This window comes from Cycloclasticus sp. (assembly GCF_019090545.1).
Lineage (GTDB): Bacteria > Pseudomonadota > Gammaproteobacteria > Methylococcales > Cycloclasticaceae > Cycloclasticus > Cycloclasticus pugetii.
This window is the reverse complement of the sequence record NZ_JAHRVT010000030.1, coordinates 55231-74162: the sequence shown is the minus strand read 5'-3', so window position 1 is coordinate 74162 and position 18932 is coordinate 55231. Positions and strand designations below refer to the sequence as shown.

Here is an 18932-nt window from a genome sequence, read left to right as displayed (position 1 = left end):
TTGATGAGCTTTTTATACGGCTAATTAACAAATGCCAGTAATTTCACATAAACCATCAAGCACTAGCTGAATAGGACTAACAACACCAATAATTTTGCCTTGTTCCATAACCGGTGCGCGCATCAAATTATAGCGCGCAAATAAACGAGAACAGTAACGAATATCCATGTCGGGGTGTGCGTTAATGAGTGGCTTTTCATTTATTTCGTATACATTGACACGGTCGGGTGCTCTATCTTTTGCCAAAACAAGTCTTGCAATAATGCCCGCATTAATCACGCCATACTCATCATGTTCGTGAAATTTATCGACAAATAAAACCGAGGTTTTATTTTTTTTCATCATTCTAATAGCTTCTGTGATGGTGGCTGTTCCATCAATCATATAAAACTCGGTTTTCATCACATCGCGTACGGTGATAAGTTTTGCATCATTCATAGTTCTGTCTCTATTGATTGGGTAATTTTTTTTGCTTGATGTAGCACGCCAATAGCATCTTCAACATCTATTTGTAAGGCGATGCCGCTGCCCGGTTCTTCATCGAATAAACCCGCTCGTGATACCTCTTCGATAATTTTTCGACTTAAATGTTCTTCGACCAAGAAAAGCAAAACATCTCGTTGAGTATCTAAATTTAGACCCAAGAATGTTTTTTGCTGTTTAATACCTTCGCCGCGTGCATTATTGATAATAGTAGCGCCGGTGGCGCCTACTTCTCTAGCCGCTTTAAGGACTTTGTCAGTTTTGTTGTCATCAACAAAGACGATAATGAGTTTAAAGTGCATTTTATTCTCCTATTTGGTCTGCTTGTTTAAGTTGTGCGCGATGATTTATCCACTCAGCAAATTGTGCGTAGGCTAACACAGTCATGATGGGAAATAGGCTGGCAAAGGCAATAAGGCCAAAACCATCCATCAATGGGTTTCGGCCAGGAATGCTTGAAGCTAAACCGATACCTAATGCGGTAACTAGCGGTACGGTGACGGTTGATGTGGTAACGCCACCTGAATCATAAGCAAGGCCAATGATGAGTTTTGGTGAAAAAATAGTCTGGATAATGACAACGACGTAGCCAGCAATAATAAACATATATAAATCAATGCCGCTTACAATTCGAAATGTCCCTAGTGAAATACCAACTGCAACACCAATAGACACAGCCAACCTTAGGTACCAAGCTTTAATAGTACCACCAGAAATTTGTTGAGCTTTGATAGCAACAGCAATAAGAGCAGGTTCTGCTAATGTTGTAGCAAAGCCAATACAGCCCCCGAAAATATAAACCCAATAATAGTCTTGCCAAGCAATAGAAATACGTTGATCGGTTGTTGGGTTGATGAAGTCATGGCTGGTTAATTGTTCGGCCATGCTGGTGCCTAAAGGAAAAAGGGCTTTGTCTAAACCCACAAGAAAGAAAGTCATCCCTAGGACTACGTAAACCATTCCGGTTATTAAGTTTTTCAAATGACTAAATGGTCGTCGGATAATGACCAATTGAAAGAAAAGGATAACAAAAATAATTGGCGCGACATCACGTAAGGTACTTAAGAAAGTGCTCCACAATTCCGCCAGCAATATCATTATAAAATGACCCCGTATGCCATCACAAAAATCATCGGGGTGAGTGATGCAAAGGCAATTAAGCCAAAACCGTCAGTCATTGGGTTGCGGCCCTGAATGGCTGAGGCTAAGCCAACGCCGAGAGTGGTTACCAAGGGGACTGTGATAGTAGACGTAGTAACGCCACCTGAATCGTAGGCAATACCGATAATTGATTCGGGTGCAAAAAAAGTCATCACCACAACGCCGATATAGCCTGGAATAATCAAATAATGCAGAGGCCAGCCACGAATAATTCTTAGTACCCCTAACAAAATGGCAAAGCCCACAGAGAAGGCAACGGTAAACCGAAGACCAAAAGCATAAGATTCTTTTGCTTTGTTAGTTTTCTCGATCATGCCACCTTCCGCTGCAATACGTGCTGCTTCGTCGGCAACAGCAATTAAGGCGGGTTCGGCTGCAGTGGTGCCAAAGCCTAATGAAAAGGCAAAGACTAGTAACCACAATAAGCTACCTTTCTTAGCAAACGCATAGGCCATGGTCTCACCAATGGGGAATAGGCTTTTTTCAAGACCTTGAATAAACAGCGTTAAGCCGAGTACAACAAAAGCTGTACCAATAGCTATATCCGCTATATTGGGGATGGGTTGGCGCAGAATAAATAACTGAAAAAAAAGAACCACTGAAAAAATTGGCAGCAGGTCCATAAAACTGCCGAATAACTGTTGAATGAATTTATTTTTTAACTGAAACAAGCAAACTCCCTTTAGAGCTATAACTCTATAGGAATTAGGAGGGTATGCCTAATAAAGAATTAAAAAACGTTATTGGCAGGCGTTAGCTCGTCAAGTATTTAACGTTGGCAGTGGGTGCAGTAAAAGGTCGATCGTTGAGCAATAATGATTTGTTTAATGGGTGTTTTGCACCTTGGGCAAGGTTTGTCTTTTTGCCCGTAAACATTAAGTGTTTGTTGAAAATAACCAGGGTTGCCGTCACTGTTAACAAAATCTTTTAACGTTGTGCCGCCTTGTTGTATAGCTTGCGCTAGGATTTTTTTAATGGCAAAAACGAGGTTAATCAAGCGCTTTTTAGAAACTTTATTAGCGGCACGTTTAGGGTGAATGCCTGCCTGAAATAATGCTTCGCTAGCATAAATATTACCAACGCCGACAACGACTTGCCCATCCATAATAAAACTTTTAATGGGTGTTTTTTTTAATTGAGCCTTTGGGTAAAAATCGTCAATATTAAATGCGTCGGATAAAGGCTCTGGCCCAAGGTGTTGTATTAATTTGTGATTTTCAATGACATCTGTTGACCATAACAGCGAACCGAAACGGCGCGGATCTTTATAGCGCAAGCAGGTGTTATTACTAAAAATAATGTCAATATGTTCGTGTTTTTCTGGTGTCGTTGAAGCCTGAACGATGCGTAAACTACCCGACATGCCCAGGTGGATAATTAACGTGCCCTTATCGGTTTCAAGCAATAGGTATTTTGCACGACGTTTAACATGGTTAATGCAAAGACCCGGTAATAAGGTGGAAACTTCTGGGCTAACGGGCCAACGTAATTTTGCTTGTCGGACAATGACCTGTGAAACTTGTTTGCCTTCAATATGAGGGGCAATTCCGCGACGAGTCGTTTCGACTTCTGGTAACTCAGGCATCGGGTGTCTCCAATCTCGGTAGAGTTGTCATTTTCTTATATTTTGTATCACTAAACTGATATGCAAGTTTTTTATCATTGGAGACTAGCAAGACGCTGTCTTTTTGCTTTATTAAATGAAAGATCAAGTTTGGCTGCTCGTAGAGAGAAATAATAATCTGCTCGGTAGGTGTGGCGTCGAATTTTGTAGTAACAGTAATAGCGCGGGCAAATCGCCATTCATCGAGAAGCATTTGAACCGCGTCTGATGAGAGCTCGTCAGTGGGTGATTGGATACTTTTCCAAGTATTATCTTCTTGTCGTTGAAGCGTTATCTCGGGTGTTTTTAAGCCAATAATCTGACCGTTATTGGGTATCAGCCGAGTGTCAATATAAGCATCAACAGGCGCGGTTAGATGATGTAAAAAAGTGTCATCTAATAAAAATAATTGTGTGTCGTTGCTGACGTAGCGACGTGATTGAACGCTTTCTGTTTTGCCAATATTGAGTGTTTTTTTGTTAAAAGAGACCTTAACTGTTGGTGTATCTAGGCCAAATTGACTGAGTGGCTGTTTTTCTAATGGGTAGCTAGTGGTTGGTTTGATCTGAGATATTTTAAGTAACCTTTCTACCTTGCCTGCTAAGGCTAGTGTGTTGACAGGCTGGGTTAAGTACCACTGGTTTTGTAGGCGCTTTAATTCGATGGTATTAGCCGCTGTTCGCTCGATCTTAATGTGCTGAATAGTGTTGATGTCTAACCCAGCTAGGTTGGTTTTTTTAGGGGCTTCATGCCCGGGCTTTAGCCACGCAATCATGCCTAGACAGACCACTAAGGTAATTAGTAGCAAGTTGATAAGTAGACGATTTTTCATAGCTTAACGTTTTTTGCGTTTAAGCCAAATGAGCAGGCCACTGACGATAAAGAGGGCCGGTAGCAGAAACAAAAACCCAAGACCAAAAATAAGCGACCACTGTTGGCTTATTTCTAGTGTGGTATCGGGCGCTGTTTTTGCAGGAATATCAATAAAGGAGTCGTCGTGGTTGAGCCATTGAATTAGGCTAAGACCAAGGTCTAAATTAGCGCCATTACCAAGAAAAGTATTGGATAAGAAATCCGCATCGCCCAAAACAATAATGCGCTGCTCTTTGGTATTGTCATCTTTTTTATTCAGCGCATAACCAATTGTAATGGGGCCCTGCTTTTCATCCGTATCGGGGTCAAATTGTATTTGCCCTTCAATATCACCTGTTTCTGTCCATGAACGTTCCAGCGTAGATAATAAGGGGGCGGCTTGATAAGGGCTGTTAGCTAATAGACTGAGCCCAGCGGCGCCTGGAAACAAGCTCATAGCCTTTAAATGTTTGGTTGCTAAATGGTTAGGGTATGCGGTGACCAAGGCAAAGGTTGGGTCATCAATACCAAAGACTTGGGTAGTGGCATCGACCACAGTGCCGGGCAAGATTTGAATCGTTAACAGTTCTGTTAAAGGCTTAAGAGGTTCGGATTGATTAGGTTCGCCCAACAATAATAATGCCCGACCTTTAGCAAGATATTGTTTTATCACGTCGATTTCTCCGGCTAGGTAATTTACCTGTGGGTCAGCGATGACGAGCAAGGATGTATTGTTTGGTATGGATGGCGTATCCATTAGATTAATGGTTTGGCTATTAATGCCTTTGTTTTTTAATTCGTTTGCGAATAGGCCAAAGTCATAATTTGAATGGCCTGCTGGGTTGCGCTCGCCGTGCCCGGTGAGAAAAACAACCCAACGCTGATCACTATTAGCAAGCCTTTGTAGGGCATTGGTAAAGGCTTGCTCGTTTAATTGTTGTAGTGATTCGCGTTTACCGTTATAGCGAATCACTAACTCACCATCGGCGGTGATACCTTCTTCACGTGCTTGGTCAGGGCGTATATCGGGGTTAATAAGGGTTAATGTAATATCTGTTTTATGGTGGCTGTATTTATCAATAAGCTCAGAGATTTGTTGGCGCAAAATATCATTTTCAGTGGCGTACGCGTCTACCTCTATGGGGTGTGTTAATTGTTTCAGTAATTGGATGCTCGGGGTAGATAACGAATTTCTACTATTGGCTGTCCAATCAAATTGGGCGGTATATTGTGTGCTTAGCCAAGCGAGTAGGCCAAGTACGCCAAGAAATAAAAGTGTGAAAACGACATTTTGCAGCCGAATAAATTGGTGTGCTTTGCGGGATATTTTCATTTTTGTAAACGGTCGTTATCTAATCGACGAATGCTGAGAATTAAAAACCCGGCTATAAACAAAATAAAGTAAAAAATATCAGTCGAGTGTATTAAGCCGCGTAGTAAGTTTTCGAAATGTCGCATGATAGAAATATATTCAAGCACACTGCTGCTGTTACCAGCCCAATCAATAATCCATAAGAGTAATAAAGCGCCAAAACTTCCGATTGCTGCAACCGTTGGTTGAGAGGCAATAGCAGACATGTAAAGCCCTAGCGCATTGAACGAAGCCATCAGTAAGACCATGGCAAGCAGGCAGGCGAAAAGCTTGCCTATATCGAGTTCGCCTACAGTCAATAACGAGAGCGGCATTAGGGTGATGGATAAAAGAATAATCAGTAAGAAAGCAAAAATGGCAAGGAATTTACCAAGCACAATTTCAGTTAGACTGACGGGAGCAGAAAACAGCAAGCTAATGGTTTTGTTGCGGCGTTCATCACTGATGGTTCGCATGGTTAGCAGTGGAATAATAAGTAACAAGATGACAGCAGCATTACCAAACAGCGGTGCGACAATCAGATCGGTTACGCCAGGCGCACCCGGTATACCAATAAGTTTGGGTTGTATCGCTAAATAATAATCAATTTGTGTTAAAAACATGTAGGCCAAAATAAGCTGGCTAACACCGAGAATGGTCCACGCAAGTGGTGACAGAAATAAACTGCGCAGTTCTCGGCTGGCAATCGTGAAACTATTCATGGTTATTTGAATGTTGAGTGAGTGAAAGGAAAATTTGTTCCATATCGTGTTGCTGAGGTGTCAACTCTAGCAAGCCCCAGTTATTTGTTACCGACAGCTCGACTATCGTTTCTGAGATACTAGTGCCTTGGGTATGCTGAATCAGGTACTGCCCGGTGTCGAGGGCTTCAAGGGCTGTTATGTTGGGCACGTTTTGCAGTACTTCCTCGTTCGGTTGTTGACGAAAGCGCACTATTAAGCTCGAAGACGTCATTCTGCGAGATAAGCCTTCAACAGGCTCATTTAATACCAGTTTTCCGTGATGAATGATTTGTACTCTACTGCATGAATGCTGAACCTCGGGCAGTATATGAGTGGATAAAATGACACTGTGTTCATTGCCAAGTTCACGAATGAGTTCACGAATTTCTAAAATTTGAATAGGGTCTAGGCCAACCGTGGGTTCGTCTAAAATAATCACCGATGGGTTATGTAAAATAGCTTGAGCAATACCAACGCGTTGTTGATAACCCTTTGATAAATTGCCAATTAAACGATGCCCCATGTCGCTTAAACCACATTTTAGCTTTCCACGTTCTACAGAGAGTTTAATGGCGTGTTTACGTAAACCATGCAGTTTGGCGCAGTAGCGCAGGTATTCATCTACCGTCAGATCTGGATAAACAGGGGGTATTTCAGGCAAAAACCCTAATTCAGCTTTGGCAAGTTTGGGTTGGTCGATAATGTCATAACCATTAATTTTAATTTCACCGACGGTGGGTGTTAAGTTGCCACAAATCATTTTCATGGTGGTTGATTTACCAGCCCCATTTGGCCCCAAAAAGCCAAGAACCTCGCCTTTATTAAGCGAAAAGCTTACATCGTCAACAGCACAATGGTGACCAAATTGACGCGATAAATGGTTAACTTCTATTAGGCTGCTCATCAAATTTAGTATCTGTGATCTTAGTTTAGGGGGTTAAACGAAGGAGTCTAATATGTGCCTGACTTCCTTTCAAGCAACGATGGTCAGATAAATAGGGGTGAATCTATTATAGAGGCATGTAAAAATACAGGTTTAAAAGGTTGAGCTTTTTTCATGTTATTAGGTATAGATACTGGCGGCACTTTCACCGATTTTGTTTACATAGACGATCAAGGCGTGCGTATTCATAAGGTGCTTTCAACCCCAGAGGCTCCTGAAAAAGCTATTTTGCAAGGCATTAATGCCTTAGGCGTTGATAATGAAAGTTTGTTGATTGTGCATGGATCAACAGTGGCGACCAATGCTGTATTAGAAAAAAAAGGTGTCCGTTGCTGCTTTGTGACAAACCATGGCTTAGCGGATATGTTAACGATAGGTCGCCAAGCAAGGAAAGAGCTTTACAACTTAAACCCAAAACCGGAAGAGCCGCCGGTGCCCTCAAACTTGTGTTTGGAAACGGGCGGGCGTGTCTCAGCGCAGGGTGAAGTGATTGAACCGCTAAGCGATGAGCAGATCGCAACATTGATTTCAAAAATAAATTATCTAGAACCAGAACCAGAAGCAGTTGCGATTAATTTATTATTCTCTTTTTTAGATGATGCAGCAGAAAGACGATTAGAGGCGGCCATGCCTGAAGGTTTATTTGTATCGCGTTCATCGATGGTTTTGGCTGAATATAAAGAATATGAACGCGGTATGGCGACTTGGTTGAATGCTTATGTTGGGCCGTTAGTCATTGGTTATCTAGATAGACTAAGAGCAGCAGTTAAAGCATCATCCGTTTCTGTGATGCAAAGTTCTGGTGGAACGATAGCCGCAGAACAGGCAGGTAAACAAGCGGTTCGAATGCTTTTGTCTGGCCCTGCTGGTGGATTAATGGCCGCATTACACATAGGTGAAAAAGCAGGGTTTGATCGTCTGTTAACGTTGGATATGGGGGGGACGTCTACGGATGTGGCCTTATTAGATGGTGCGATAGCGTTAACAAACGAGGGGCAAATTGAGGGTTATCCCGTTGCGGTTCCAATGGTGGATATGCATACCATTGGTGCAGGCGGTGGCTCTATTGCATCTGTTGATGCAGGTGGGTTGCTGTGTGTTGGACCTGCATCTGCGGGTGCCTCACCTGGGCCAGCTTGTTATGGCAAAGGTGGGCAGGCAGTAACAGTAACTGATGCCAATGTATATTTGGCTAGAATTAATACGCGTTATTTTCTTGGTGGTGATATGCCCTTAGATATAAAGGCGACAAATCAAGCAATGGAGAGCTTAGCGGCAGACTTGGGATGTGAACCTAAAGAGGCAGCGCAAGGGGTTATTAAGTTAGCGAATGAACATATGGCACGAGCGTTACGTGTTATTTCAATTCAGCGTGGTATTGATCCAAGGCCATATGCCTTAATGACGTTTGGTGGGGCAGGCAGTTTGCATGTGTGTGCTTTAGCGGAGGCTTTGGGAATGCAAACAGCCATAGTCCCTGTTAACTCGGGTGTGCTGTCTGCCTTTGGGATGTTAGCAGCGCCACGCTCGCGTGAGTTGTCCCGAAGCTTACTAGGGCGGTTGGATGATGTAGCTGTTGAGCAAATAGAGCATGGTTTTTTAACTTTAGTGAGGCAAGGCCAAGCAGAGTTAATGGCGGAAGGCGTGTCCTTAGACGATATAAAAATAAACTACCTGGTTGATCTAAGGTATGTCGGTCAGTCGTATACGTTGCCAATACAATGGAGTGATTCGGCGACAGTGATTAAAGACTTTCATACGATGCATAAGAGCCGTTATGGGCATGATCTAGAGCTGGCCGTTGAATTAGTTAATCTGAGGGTGTCATTATCGGGTGAAATGCCGAAGCCTAGGTTAGTTGAACAGTGTTCACGTGATAAAGACGGTAAGGTGCCTGTTGAAATGGATGATGGAATGCACATTTACCAACGAAAAGAGTTAATGTCGAATGACGTAATTAATGGGGAAGCGCTCATTGTTGAACAGGTGGCAACCACGTACCTAGCCGCTGGTTGGCAATGTCAGGTTGATCATATAGGTAACTTGGTTCTATCGAAACTATAGCTGACATTGCTTTTTAAAAGCTCAGTCTAAAACAAGAACAGCTGAATGATGATGGCCTGCCAAAGTTTTAAAAAAAATACAATAATGAGGAGAATCAACTAGCTTTGCTTCGACTTGAGAATTAGATTAAAGTTAAGAGTAGATTTTTACTAAATCTCAAGCATAAAAAGCATTGATTTAGTCGCTGTAAGTGGTTAGCATTATGCCGATCTGTAAAAATAACAAGTGTTAGTTTTCTTTTGAGTCGCCAACATCTGCGTTTTGTGTCATGCATGTTGAATGCTAGCCCTAAGTGGTATGAAAAGCGCGGTTCTCATAAATAAGAAGGAGGGGCATGCTGGTAACCAATAATGAGGAAACGGTTAAGCGATTCTGTGAGGCTTGGGATGAAATGGATCAGGATACAATCTTATCGTTAATGAGTGATGATGCTGTTTACCATAACTTACCGCTAGGGCCATTAAAGGGCCGCGAGCAAATAGCAGGCTCTGTAGAAGGTTTTTTAAAGATGACAGCAAGCACTGAATTTAAAATATTAACCTTGGTGGCAGATGGTAAGCGTGTTGTAACCGAACGAGTCGATACCTTTGCTTTTAAAGATGGCACGATGATGGAAGAACTGCCAGTATTAGGTATATTTGAGTTTGATAATAATGGCAAAATAAGTTCGTGGCGTGAGTATTGGGATATGCAAGATTGGCTTAAACGTGGTGGACCAGTGTTATAGCAGACGTTAAATGAATACTGTTATTTTATAGTGGTGAATAAACTAATGGGCCTTTTAAGGGCCATCGTTTTTAGAGTTGTAGAAGTTTTTTATAAATTAATATAGAGGAAGAGAAATATGAGTTTTGAAATGGTTGAAAAAATGATCCCTTCAGGGGAGCTTGCAAGTAATTGTATTATTGCAGGAAACCCTAAAAATCCACCGCTATTGTTATTACATGGTGCAGGCCCAGGAGCCAGTGCGATGTCAAATTGGGCGCAATGTGCTCCTATTTTAGCAAAAGATTTTTATGTGATTGCACCGGATGCGATTGGTTTCGGCCAATCAGAATTACCGAAAGAAGTGCCGACAAAAATCGCTAGATGGATGGGCTATCGCGTGGAGCAAATTAAAGGCTTGCTTGATGAATTAGGCATTGAAAAAACACATATTATTGGTAATTCAATGGGTGGTGCCCTTGCTATGCAGTGTGTTGTTGAAATGCCAGATCGTTTTGATAAGTGTATGTTGATGGGCGCTATCGGTGCGCCATTCGAAAAATCATCCACGCTTACACGTATGATGACTTTTTATGATGATCCAAGAAAAGCGCGTTACCGTGAGTTAATTCAAAGCTTTGTTTATGATCCAAGTATCTTTGAAGATTTAGAAGCAGTGATGCAAGACCGTTTTGATAAAGCAATGGACCCTAAAATGCGTCCTATCCAAGAAGTTATGTTTAAAGCGATGAATGAAGAGATGAATACAGTGCTCGTTATTCCACCACCTATTCTTGCTTCTATGGACCATGAATGGGCGATTATTCACGGTCGCCAAGATAAAGTGGTACCACTAGAAACTAGCATGTACTTCTTACAGCATTTGAAACGTGCTGAGCTACATGTATTGGATCGTTGTGGTCACTGGGCTCAAACACAACGTTGGGACGGTATGTATCCAATTATTATGTCTCACTTCTTGGGTAAAGAAATCAGGTGTTAGACCAAAAAATATTAGAAGCCTCTGCGCTAGCGCTTGATAAAGCGCTAGCCAGTGGTGAGACTATCCCGCAGTTCTCTCAGCTGTATCCTGAAATGACCATTGAAGATGGTTATGCCATCCAAGCTGAATGGACAAAAATTAGGTTGGCTCAAGGGCGAAAAATTGTAGGGCGAAAAATTGGTTTAACATCCCGTGCTATGCAAATGGCATCGCAAATAACCGAGCCTGATTACGGTACGTTAATGGATGATATGGTATTTTCAGATAACTCTGAAATTCCATTTGACCGTTTTATTGCGCCGTTGGTTGAAGTAGAGATAGCATTTGTTTTAGGGAAACGCCTTGTTGGTGAAGATATTACGCTAACGGATGTGCTGAAAGCTACTGACTATGTTTGTCCAGCTGTAGAAATAGTTGATTCACGGGTAATACGTGTAGACCCAGAAACCGGCAAACGACGCAAAGTGTTTGATACTATTGCGGACAATGCTGCTTGTGCTGGTTTAATTACTGGTGGCCGACCAGTAAAGCCAATGGATGTTGATTTAAGATGGATAGGTGGTGTCATTTCGCGTAATGGTTTAATCGAAGAAACGGGCGTTTCTGCGGGCGTGCTTAATCACCCAGGTAATGGGATTGTATGGCTGGCAAAGCGTTTTGCTCCGCATGGTATATCGCTGGAACCGGGGCAAGTGATATTAGGTGGCTCATTTACGCGCCTTTTGTCAGTCGAACGTGGAGATACTTTTCATGCTGATTTTGGCACTTTGGGTAGCATTGGATTCCGTTTCGTCTAATTAAATATTTAAGAGGTAGAGAAATATGTCATTACCGATGACAAAGAATATATTTAAGCAGTCGATACAGGCGAATAAAAAACAACTGGGCGCCTTTATGGCACTGGCCGATTCTACGGCAGCAGAGCTGATGGCGACGACCGGTTTTGACTGGTTGTTGATCGACGCCGAACACGGCCCGAATGATATCAAAAATATTATGCATCAACTGCAAGCGATGAGTGCGTATGACGTTAACTCAGTTGTTCGCTTGCAAGATCATAATGTTGGCGATATTAAAAGGGTGCTTGATATTGGTGCGCAAACATTGCTTATTCCTATGGTTGACACGGCTGAGCAAGCGAAGCAATTAGTCGACGCGGTACGTTATGCACCGAAGGGTGTGCGAGGTATGGGAGGGGCTTTGACCCGAGCAACTCGCTGGGGGAGCATCAAAGATTACCTTCAACAAGCAGACGATAATATTTGTTTAGTCTTACAGCTAGAAAGTAAAGAAGGCATTGCGGATCTTGATGCGATTACTCAAGTTGATGGTGTAGATGCGGTGTTTATAGGCCCTGCAGACTTAGCGGCTGCAATGGGCTATATAGGTCAACCTGGACACCCTGAAGTTTGTAAGGTCGTTGAGCGATCAATTAAGCGTGTTCATGAACTTGGAAAGCCGGTGGGTGTTTATTGTGGTGATCCTGAACAAGCAGAGCGCTACCAACAAATGGGAGCTAGTTTTTTCTTGATTGGAGCAGATACCTTATTGTTAAAGGCAGCTGCTGGCTCTTTGCTAGATCGCTTTAATAAGGATTAGCCTTTTTTCTTGTTTTATAAAAAGCTTATGGGTGATGTGCTCATAAGCTTTTTTAATGCGCCATGAAAAATTTAAATGAGATAGGTGATATTAAAGGAGGTCGCTCTTTCATTTAACCCAGCGCCTTGTTGTTATGGGCTAATGTGGCTATGGTTGGTTCGTATTAAATAAATTTGTATATGCTGTTTAAGTATTAAAAGTGTTAGCGAATGAGTAGTGAATCACAGTCAGTCATATTGATACGGATGTTAAGGTAAACTGTCATTAATAAAGCTGATACAGAGCCTGAATATTGGTATTATATTAGCTTGTAATAATATTCTGGTTTATTCCTATCTAGGTCATCATTTTGATATCAATTATCCCCTCCTATGTCTGGCTAACATTGCTGGCATCTGTTTTTCATGCGTTTAGCTTTACGTATACTAAACAGTTCTTAGCGCATTCATTGAATCGCCAAAAGTTAGCTTTTTACAGTCAGTATGCAGTGGGGTTTCTAGCGGTACTATTATTGCCGTTTGTTGATTTAGCACAATTATGGGAGCAGTTTTGGCTAGTCTTATCGATGTGTGTGCTCGTGCTATTGGGACAAACAAGTTATCTCAATGCAATGCGGCATGGTGATGCGTCATTTGTAGTGCCGATGTTGGGCTGTAAAATTTTTGCAGTGGCTGGCTTGTCGGTACTGTTTTTTGAACAAACCTATCCGCCGAGTGTCTATCTTGCAGGGCTAGGTGCTTTCGTTAGTTTGTTTTTTTTAAATGACGGTAAATTACATGGCTCGCCGTTGGCATTGTTCTTTGTATTGTTAACGTGTTTCTTCTTTGCCTTGGCCGATATAATTGTCGTCCATGTATTGAAAAATGGCATGGGGGGGTTGGAATTGGCGGTGTTTGTTTTTGTTGTTCCAGCCGTATTATTAATGCCACTTTCACCAATTTTGTTTAAAAATGACTGGAAGGTTTCAAAACCGTTTGGTAAATCATTGCTTATATATGCGTTAGCGCACTTCATGGGGCTTATTATTTTGATGTATGCGTTTAAGTTATCGGAAGAGGCAACGATGATAAATATTGTGCAAGCGTCAAGAGGCTTTATTGCCGTAGGTGTGGTTTATGTATTAGCCCGGTTTGGTTTGAGCCAAATGGAAAAACTGACGCGTAAACAATTAATTAGTCGACTAGCAGGCGGTTTGCTAATGTTTGGCTCGTTAGCGGTTGCTGTGGCAGGTATATGAGGGTTTAGTGGTGATGCGCTAAGGCCGAAAGAATCTGGCTGTCGGTTCGGCTACTCTTTGGATCAAGGGTATTTTAGAGCAGAGTTTATTATGCCATGAGGTCGCTGCGAATATTGGCAACAACCTCATGGTAGTCTGGTTTCTATCTAACTAGAAAAAGATACTAATATTGTTTGATAGGATGGTGCTTTGGTCTACTAAAATGGTACGTTTGGCTATTTTAAAGCCTAATGTATTATCTGAGCGGCGCAGCACGTCGTGACGTTCGCCTGCAAAAATATCCACCTGCGTTTCTAAGCGGTTTCGATAAACAATAAATGATGAGCAAACATTGAAGGTGTCTTTCTGTTCACCTTCGGTAATAATCACGTTTGAAACGGTGTGACGTGTTCGCGAAGCTGGGTTTTCAGACCAACTAAAGTCACTGAGAAGCTTTCTTAAACGTCCGTTCATTGTGGTTTTGTCTTCATCGAAATGAGCGAATTCATGCTGGTTAGTATATTCAACTAAATCACTAGCTCGAGCGCGTCCACGTCGTTGCATAGCGTTTCTTCTAATGGGCATATAATAGTGAATGTCGTCATCTAATAAGGCAAACCAATCTTCGTATTTGATGTTGTCTAATAGTAGCGCTTCGCGGTAATAAAACTGCTCAATTTCGTTTTGTAGTGCAAGGTCAGCCGCAGGGCTTGAAATAATTTCTTTAATGTTAATAGGTGAGGCCATAGTCGATTCCAAAAGTAATTTTTAGGTTAAGATCAGCTCTTAAAGTTAAGGTTTTAAGGTGTCCCAGCTGAGCTCAGTCATCATTCTTAACCAGTGCTGATACATGCCACGAGCGGCATCTTCACTGTAAACACCACTAATGCGGCCAGGGAAGTCAGGGTGATCGGTAGTTGAGTCACCTAACCCCATTTGCATATTAAGCTTAGTTTTTCGAGCCTTATTGCCTCTGAAAAGCTTTTGAACCTCAATCCAGTTTTCACCATCGTCTTGTTCAAAAACACCACCGGCAGAAAAGGTGCGAATATTCTGTTTTCTGAACTCTTCTTTAATATGATCAGGTGCATCAGCATCAACCACAATAAATGCCCATACTTCGATTTCGTTAGGGCCACGAGGGTGCCAAGTACGGATGGTGTTAACGCCCGGTAAAAAGGAGCAAGTAGGGAAGATGGTCATGTGTTGCCCCATCATACGTTGACCAAACATAGGACCTAGGCGTTTTGAAGCGATCTCGGCCTGCGGGCTGGTGGTAATATATTCAGTAATGGCCGGGCCCATAATGCCCTGCAAAAGACCGGGTTGATCTACATAGTACCCGGTGCCATGACCGCCCCATTTAGCGCGGAACTGGTTGCCTTGAGTTGGGATATCAATATCGTTCAAGTTAAGCTCTTCAGGTAAACCAGCGGTAAAACCAGATAAGTGAGACATAGTGGCAGCATGATACATATCGCTACAAAATTGTTCGGCAGCAAATTTCCAGTTGGTGGGGATAACCCATTTTTGAATGCCGCCGATGGCTTCTGTGCCTGCCTCGGTTCGGTTAAACATCACATCGATATAAGGTTTTGAGTCAGATAGGTATTCGTCTAACGAAGGTGCTTGTTCATCCCAGTTGGCAAAAATAAGTCCGCGATAGGTTTCAACACGGGCTTGCAAGGGGCTCCACTCTGATTTGTCTAGGGGTTCACAATGGCCTTCTTTCTCGAAAGGGATATCAATTAACTGGCCAGAAATGTCGTGAGCCCAGCCGTGGTATGTGCAAACAAATGCTTTGGCGTTGCCTGCGTCATCACGGGATAATTTCATGCCTCGATGATGGCACTGGTTTAAGAAAACACGAAGGCTAGCATCCTTTTGCCGCACTAGAATGACAGGGTCTTCACCAATATAAGTGTTTAGGAAGTCGCCGGTATTAGGAACATGACTCTCGTGTCCAAGTAGGATCCATGAACGAGCGAATACACGTTCAAGCTCAAGTTCATAGAGCGCCTCATCATTATAGATGCGTGCATCTATAATTCCGTTTTCATCGCTGACTAACTTTTTGATCTCATCGATAGACCAATTAGATGTGTTTTTTTCCTCATCATTCATGAGTTACTGTTCTCCAAAAGTGATTTTTAAGTTCTTTAGACTAAAATATTGATTAAAGTCATTGTAGTTTAAAAAATATCCGTTAGCAAAAATTTAAGAAAAATCTATCTTTAGTTAGATTTGAGCGACAGGTTGTTTGATAATGCAGGGTTTAAAGCTTTAAAGTAAGGTATTAAAACTCAGATATTGGCTTATTTTAGATAAGCTTGTGTTTTGATGACATTAATTTTAAGTCGTTTAAAGACTATGATTGATGATGATCAATGCGTGGTGTATTTAGCCACGGTAGAATAAATTATTTTATCATTCAGTTAACTATTTAAGGAAGGCATATGCAACATATTAATCATTTCATAAATGGCGAGTTTGTATCCGCTGTTGACGGTAAATCATTTGAAAAACGCTCCCCTGTTGACCGGCGCCTTATTGCTCAGGTATCTGAAGGGGGTAAGGTTGATGTTGATCGTGCAGTCCACGCAGCGCGTGCCGCTTTAAATGGAGAATGGGGAGCTTTTACCATGGAGCAACGCGTTGAGATTTTATATGGTGTTGCCGATGAGATTACCCGACGTTTTGATGATTTTGTAGAAGCGGAAATGGCAGATACGGGGCAACCTAAAAGTATTATGACGCATGCGTTTATTCCTAGAGGCGGGGCAAACTTTAAAATTTTTGCTGATGTCATTAAGAATGTTCCGAATGAGTCATTTCAAACCACAACGCCGGATGGTTTAGGTGCGCTGAACTATGCTATTCGTGTACCAAAAGGTGTTGTTGGTGTGGTGTCGCCTTGGAATGCGCCCTTTTTGTTAATGACGTGGAAAGTAGGGCCTGCGCTGGCTTGTGGTAATACAGTGGTGGTTAAGCCTTCTGAAGAGACGCCATTAACCACTACTTTATTGGGTGAAGTCATGAATAAAGTAGGCGTACCAAAAGGCGTGTTTAATGTTGTTCACGGTTTTGGGCCTGACTCTGCCGGTGAGTATTTAACACATCATCCAAAGGTAGACGCTATTACCTTTACCGGTGAAACGACTACAGGAGCGGCCATTATGAAAGCCGCATCGGAGGGGATGCGAGATGTTTCCTTTGAGCTGGGTGGTAAAAATGCGGGTATTGTCTTTGCAGATAGTGATTTTGATAAAGCGGTTGATGGGATATACAAGTCCTCATTCTTGAATTCTGGACAGGTCTGCTTAGGCACGGAGCGTGTTTATGTTGAGCGGCCCATTTTTGATAAATTTGTGGAAGCACTGAAGAAAAAAGTCGAAAAAGTGCGCCACGGTAGGCCGGATGATGAAAACTGTAATTTTGGCCCAATGATTAGCCATGAGCATCAAGCAAAGGTACTGTCTTATTATGCAAAAGCAGTTGAGGAAGGCGCAACAGTTGTCACGGGAGGTGGCGTTCCCAGCATGCCAGAAGAATTAAAAGAGGGTGCTTGGGTGGAGCCAACCATTTGGACAGGGCTTGCAGAAGATGCAACGGTCATGAAGGAAGAAATTTTTGGTCCTTGCTGCCACATTGCGCCATTTGACGATGAGCAACAAGTGATTAACTGGGCCAATGATACAGAATATGGTTTATCAACAACCGTATGGACACGGGATTTGTCACGCGCTCACCGCGTGGCTGCCAAAATTGATGTGGGTATTACCTGGATTAATAGCTGGTTCTTACGTGATTTAAGAACCGCTTTTGGTGGCTCTAAGCAATCAGGTATTGGACGAGAGGGTGGTGTTCATTCCTTAGAGTTTTATACTGAAACACGGAATGTTTGCGTTAAATTGTAATGAAATAACCGAGGTGCCTTATGGGCACCTCGATTACTTGCTTAAGACTTAAGCTAAACCTTCATGCTTAAGTGCTTCTTGTACAGCAGGGCGAGAGCCAATACGCTCTTGGAATGCTTTAAGTGATGGCCAAGGTGAGGCATCAAATTCAAAGTATGGGTGCCAGCTTAAGATAACGAATAAGTAGATATCTGCTACTGAGAACTGATCACCTACTAGGTACTCACTATCACCCATTGACTCAACTAATTGAGTTAGGCGCTTGCTATAACCTTCAATAAAAACACCTTTTGTATCATCAGAAAGAGCAGGGTTAAATAAAGGCGCAAGTCCTTTATGTAATTCTGTTGATAAAAAGTTTAACCATTGCTGTAACTTTGCACGTTCAAACGTGTCAGCAGCAGGTGCTAGGTTTTTTTCAGGTGCTAAGCTTGCGATGTATTGCACAATAGCAGGACCTTCGAATAAAAATTCACCGCTATCAAGCTGTAACGCAGGCACATAACCGCAAGGGTTAATGTCAAGATAGTTATCACCATTCTCGAGAGTGTGTGATTGCAAGTCTACTTTTACTAGCTCTGTTTTAGCTGTTAAACCTGCTTCATGAATAGCAATATGTGGAGATAAAGAACATGATCCTGGGGAGTAATAAAGTTTCATACGTGTTATTCCTTATAATTATCGTTAGTTAAAAATCCCAAAATAAATGTGGGTCATTGTCTACTAAAAGCATCAATATGCTTAGTTTTATTGTAACGCCGTTCTTTGATTATTGTTAAGTAAATGCTAGTGTATTCGTGCTTTAAAAAATTAATCAAAATCTAGGAGAGCAATCTGATGAAAGGCTTAAAAGTTTGGATGGTCGGTATTGGTATTTTTTATATATTAAACTTGGTGTTATTGTGGCCAAGCCTTTGGGGGCCGCAAGTACCTTTGATGTATCCAGGTGTTGAGCTATATCAAGATGAGGTTATATTTCAATTGTTGCTAGATGCTTGGTTGATTGTAGGGCTTGGTTTAGCAGCAATAGGCGTGGTGTTGATTGCTGGCGCACGAAACCCAATGCGCTACTATCCTGCGTTGATTCCTGTGGTGTTTATCACAGAAACGATCTTTGGCATTTGGGATATCTACAGTGCGATGAACCATGAGGATGTTGTTGTGGCACTGATTACGCTGGTTATTCATGTCATTATTATCGCAACAGGGCTTGTGGTCTGGAAGAACGCTAAAGCCTTAGATGTGTGAATATAGTTTATAAATAATCTTGATCAGTTTTTTTATGAGGAGTT

Annotated in this window: 20 protein-coding genes; 8 read left to right on the top strand and 12 right to left on the bottom strand. The window is 42.1% G+C overall.

The annotated features are described in order from the left end of the window. Window positions 1-24: 24 nt before the first annotated feature. The 9 genes from KUG63_RS06965 to KUG63_RS06925 all read right to left on the bottom strand — a co-directional run bounded on the left by KUG63_RS06965 (window position 25) and on the right by KUG63_RS06925 (window position 7097). A complete protein-coding gene (locus tag KUG63_RS06965) occupies window positions 25-438 on the bottom strand; it encodes a CBS domain-containing protein (protein ID WP_015006604.1) in 414 nt (137 codons plus the stop codon). Continuing rightward, entirely contained in the window at window positions 435-785 is a 351-nt protein-coding gene (locus tag KUG63_RS06960) for a P-II family nitrogen regulator (protein ID WP_015006603.1), read from the bottom strand. Before KUG63_RS06960 ends, KUG63_RS06965 begins: the two co-directional genes overlap by 4 nt. Before the next feature lies 1 nt (window position 786). Continuing rightward, window positions 787-1581: a DUF1538 domain-containing protein gene (locus KUG63_RS06955; protein WP_020932135.1), complete on the bottom strand. Its 795-nt coding sequence runs from the start codon at window positions 1579-1581 to the stop codon at window positions 787-789. Then, window positions 1581-2315: a DUF1538 domain-containing protein gene (locus KUG63_RS06950; RefSeq protein WP_016390580.1), complete on the bottom strand. Its 735-nt coding sequence runs from the start codon at window positions 2313-2315 to the stop codon at window positions 1581-1583. Before KUG63_RS06950 ends, KUG63_RS06955 begins: the two co-directional genes overlap by 1 nt. A 98-nt stretch (window positions 2316-2413) precedes the next feature. Further along, entirely contained in the window at window positions 2414-3229 is an 816-nt protein-coding gene (gene mutM, locus KUG63_RS06945) for a bifunctional DNA-formamidopyrimidine glycosylase/DNA-(apurinic or apyrimidinic site) lyase (RefSeq protein WP_016390581.1), read from the bottom strand. Next, window positions 3222-4079 carry a DUF4340 domain-containing protein gene (locus KUG63_RS06940; RefSeq protein WP_035850860.1) on the bottom strand — a complete coding sequence of 286 codons (858 nt, stop codon included), beginning with the start codon at window positions 4077-4079 and terminating at the stop codon, window positions 3222-3224. Before KUG63_RS06940 ends, mutM begins: the two co-directional genes overlap by 8 nt. Window positions 4080-4082: 3 nt before the next feature. Beyond that, window positions 4083-5432 carry a GldG family protein gene (locus KUG63_RS06935; RefSeq protein ID WP_020932137.1) on the bottom strand — a complete coding sequence of 450 codons (1350 nt, stop codon included), beginning with the start codon at window positions 5430-5432 and terminating at the stop codon, window positions 4083-4085. Then, window positions 5429-6172: an ABC transporter permease subunit gene (locus tag KUG63_RS06930; RefSeq protein ID WP_015006597.1), complete on the bottom strand. Its 744-nt coding sequence runs from the start codon at window positions 6170-6172 to the stop codon at window positions 5429-5431. Before KUG63_RS06930 ends, KUG63_RS06935 begins: the two co-directional genes overlap by 4 nt. After that, window positions 6165-7097 carry an ABC transporter ATP-binding protein gene (locus KUG63_RS06925; protein WP_015006596.1) on the bottom strand — a complete coding sequence of 311 codons (933 nt, stop codon included), beginning with the start codon at window positions 7095-7097 and terminating at the stop codon, window positions 6165-6167. The genes KUG63_RS06930 and KUG63_RS06925 overlap by 8 nt, the downstream gene beginning before the upstream one ends. Window positions 7098-7250: 153 nt before the next feature. Between KUG63_RS06925 and KUG63_RS06920 the strand changes: the two genes are divergently transcribed. The 6 genes from KUG63_RS06920 (at window position 7251) to KUG63_RS06895 (ending at window position 13744) form a co-directional block, all read left to right on the top strand. Beyond that, complete coding sequence (locus KUG63_RS06920; protein WP_015006595.1) at window positions 7251-9200, top strand: hydantoinase/oxoprolinase family protein; 1950 nt, start codon at window positions 7251-7253, stop codon at window positions 9198-9200. Window positions 9201-9534: 334 nt separating this feature from the next. Continuing rightward, a complete protein-coding gene (locus tag KUG63_RS06915; RefSeq protein WP_015006594.1) occupies window positions 9535-9927 on the top strand; it encodes a limonene-1,2-epoxide hydrolase family protein in 393 nt (130 codons plus the stop codon). Between the two features lie 117 nt (window positions 9928-10044). Then, window positions 10045-10908, top strand: coding sequence for an alpha/beta fold hydrolase (locus KUG63_RS06910; protein ID WP_015006593.1), 864 nt, complete (start codon window positions 10045-10047; stop codon window positions 10906-10908). Next, a complete protein-coding gene (hpaH, locus tag KUG63_RS06905) occupies window positions 10902-11705 on the top strand; it encodes a 2-oxo-hept-4-ene-1,7-dioate hydratase (RefSeq protein WP_015006592.1) in 804 nt (267 codons plus the stop codon). The genes KUG63_RS06910 and hpaH overlap by 7 nt, the downstream gene beginning before the upstream one ends. Before the next feature lie 25 nt (window positions 11706-11730). Beyond that, window positions 11731-12507 carry an HpcH/HpaI aldolase family protein gene (locus KUG63_RS06900; RefSeq protein ID WP_015006591.1) on the top strand — a complete coding sequence of 259 codons (777 nt, stop codon included), beginning with the start codon at window positions 11731-11733 and terminating at the stop codon, window positions 12505-12507. 349 nt (window positions 12508-12856) lie between these two features. Next, window positions 12857-13744, top strand: coding sequence for an EamA family transporter (locus KUG63_RS06895; protein WP_020162556.1), 888 nt, complete (start codon window positions 12857-12859; stop codon window positions 13742-13744). A 150-nt stretch (window positions 13745-13894) separates the two neighbouring features. Here KUG63_RS06895 and KUG63_RS06890 read toward each other — a convergent pair whose 3' ends face one another. Both KUG63_RS06890 and KUG63_RS06885 read right to left on the bottom strand, forming a co-directional pair. Further along, window positions 13895-14470 (bottom strand): aromatic-ring-hydroxylating dioxygenase subunit beta, encoded by a 576-nt coding sequence (locus KUG63_RS06890; RefSeq protein WP_016390586.1) that lies wholly within the window; start codon window positions 14468-14470, stop codon window positions 13895-13897. Window positions 14471-14515: 45 nt separating this feature from the next. Then, entirely contained in the window at window positions 14516-15847 is a 1332-nt protein-coding gene (locus KUG63_RS06885) for an SRPBCC family protein (protein WP_016390587.1), read from the bottom strand. 332 nt (window positions 15848-16179) lie between these two features. Here KUG63_RS06885 and KUG63_RS06880 point away from each other — a divergent pair, with 332 nt between their 5' ends. Continuing rightward, window positions 16180-17640 carry a 2-hydroxymuconic semialdehyde dehydrogenase gene (locus KUG63_RS06880; protein WP_287554514.1) on the top strand — a complete coding sequence of 487 codons (1461 nt, stop codon included), beginning with the start codon at window positions 16180-16182 and terminating at the stop codon, window positions 17638-17640. 48 nt (window positions 17641-17688) lie between these two features. Here KUG63_RS06880 and gstA read toward each other — a convergent pair whose 3' ends face one another. Then, entirely contained in the window at window positions 17689-18300 is a 612-nt protein-coding gene (gstA, locus tag KUG63_RS06875) for a glutathione transferase GstA (protein ID WP_015006586.1), read from the bottom strand. 177 nt (window positions 18301-18477) lie between these two features. Here gstA and KUG63_RS06870 point away from each other — a divergent pair, with 177 nt between their 5' ends. Beyond that, window positions 18478-18888, top strand: coding sequence for a BphX family protein (locus tag KUG63_RS06870; protein ID WP_015006585.1), 411 nt, complete (start codon window positions 18478-18480; stop codon window positions 18886-18888). Window positions 18889-18932 lie beyond the last annotated feature (44 nt).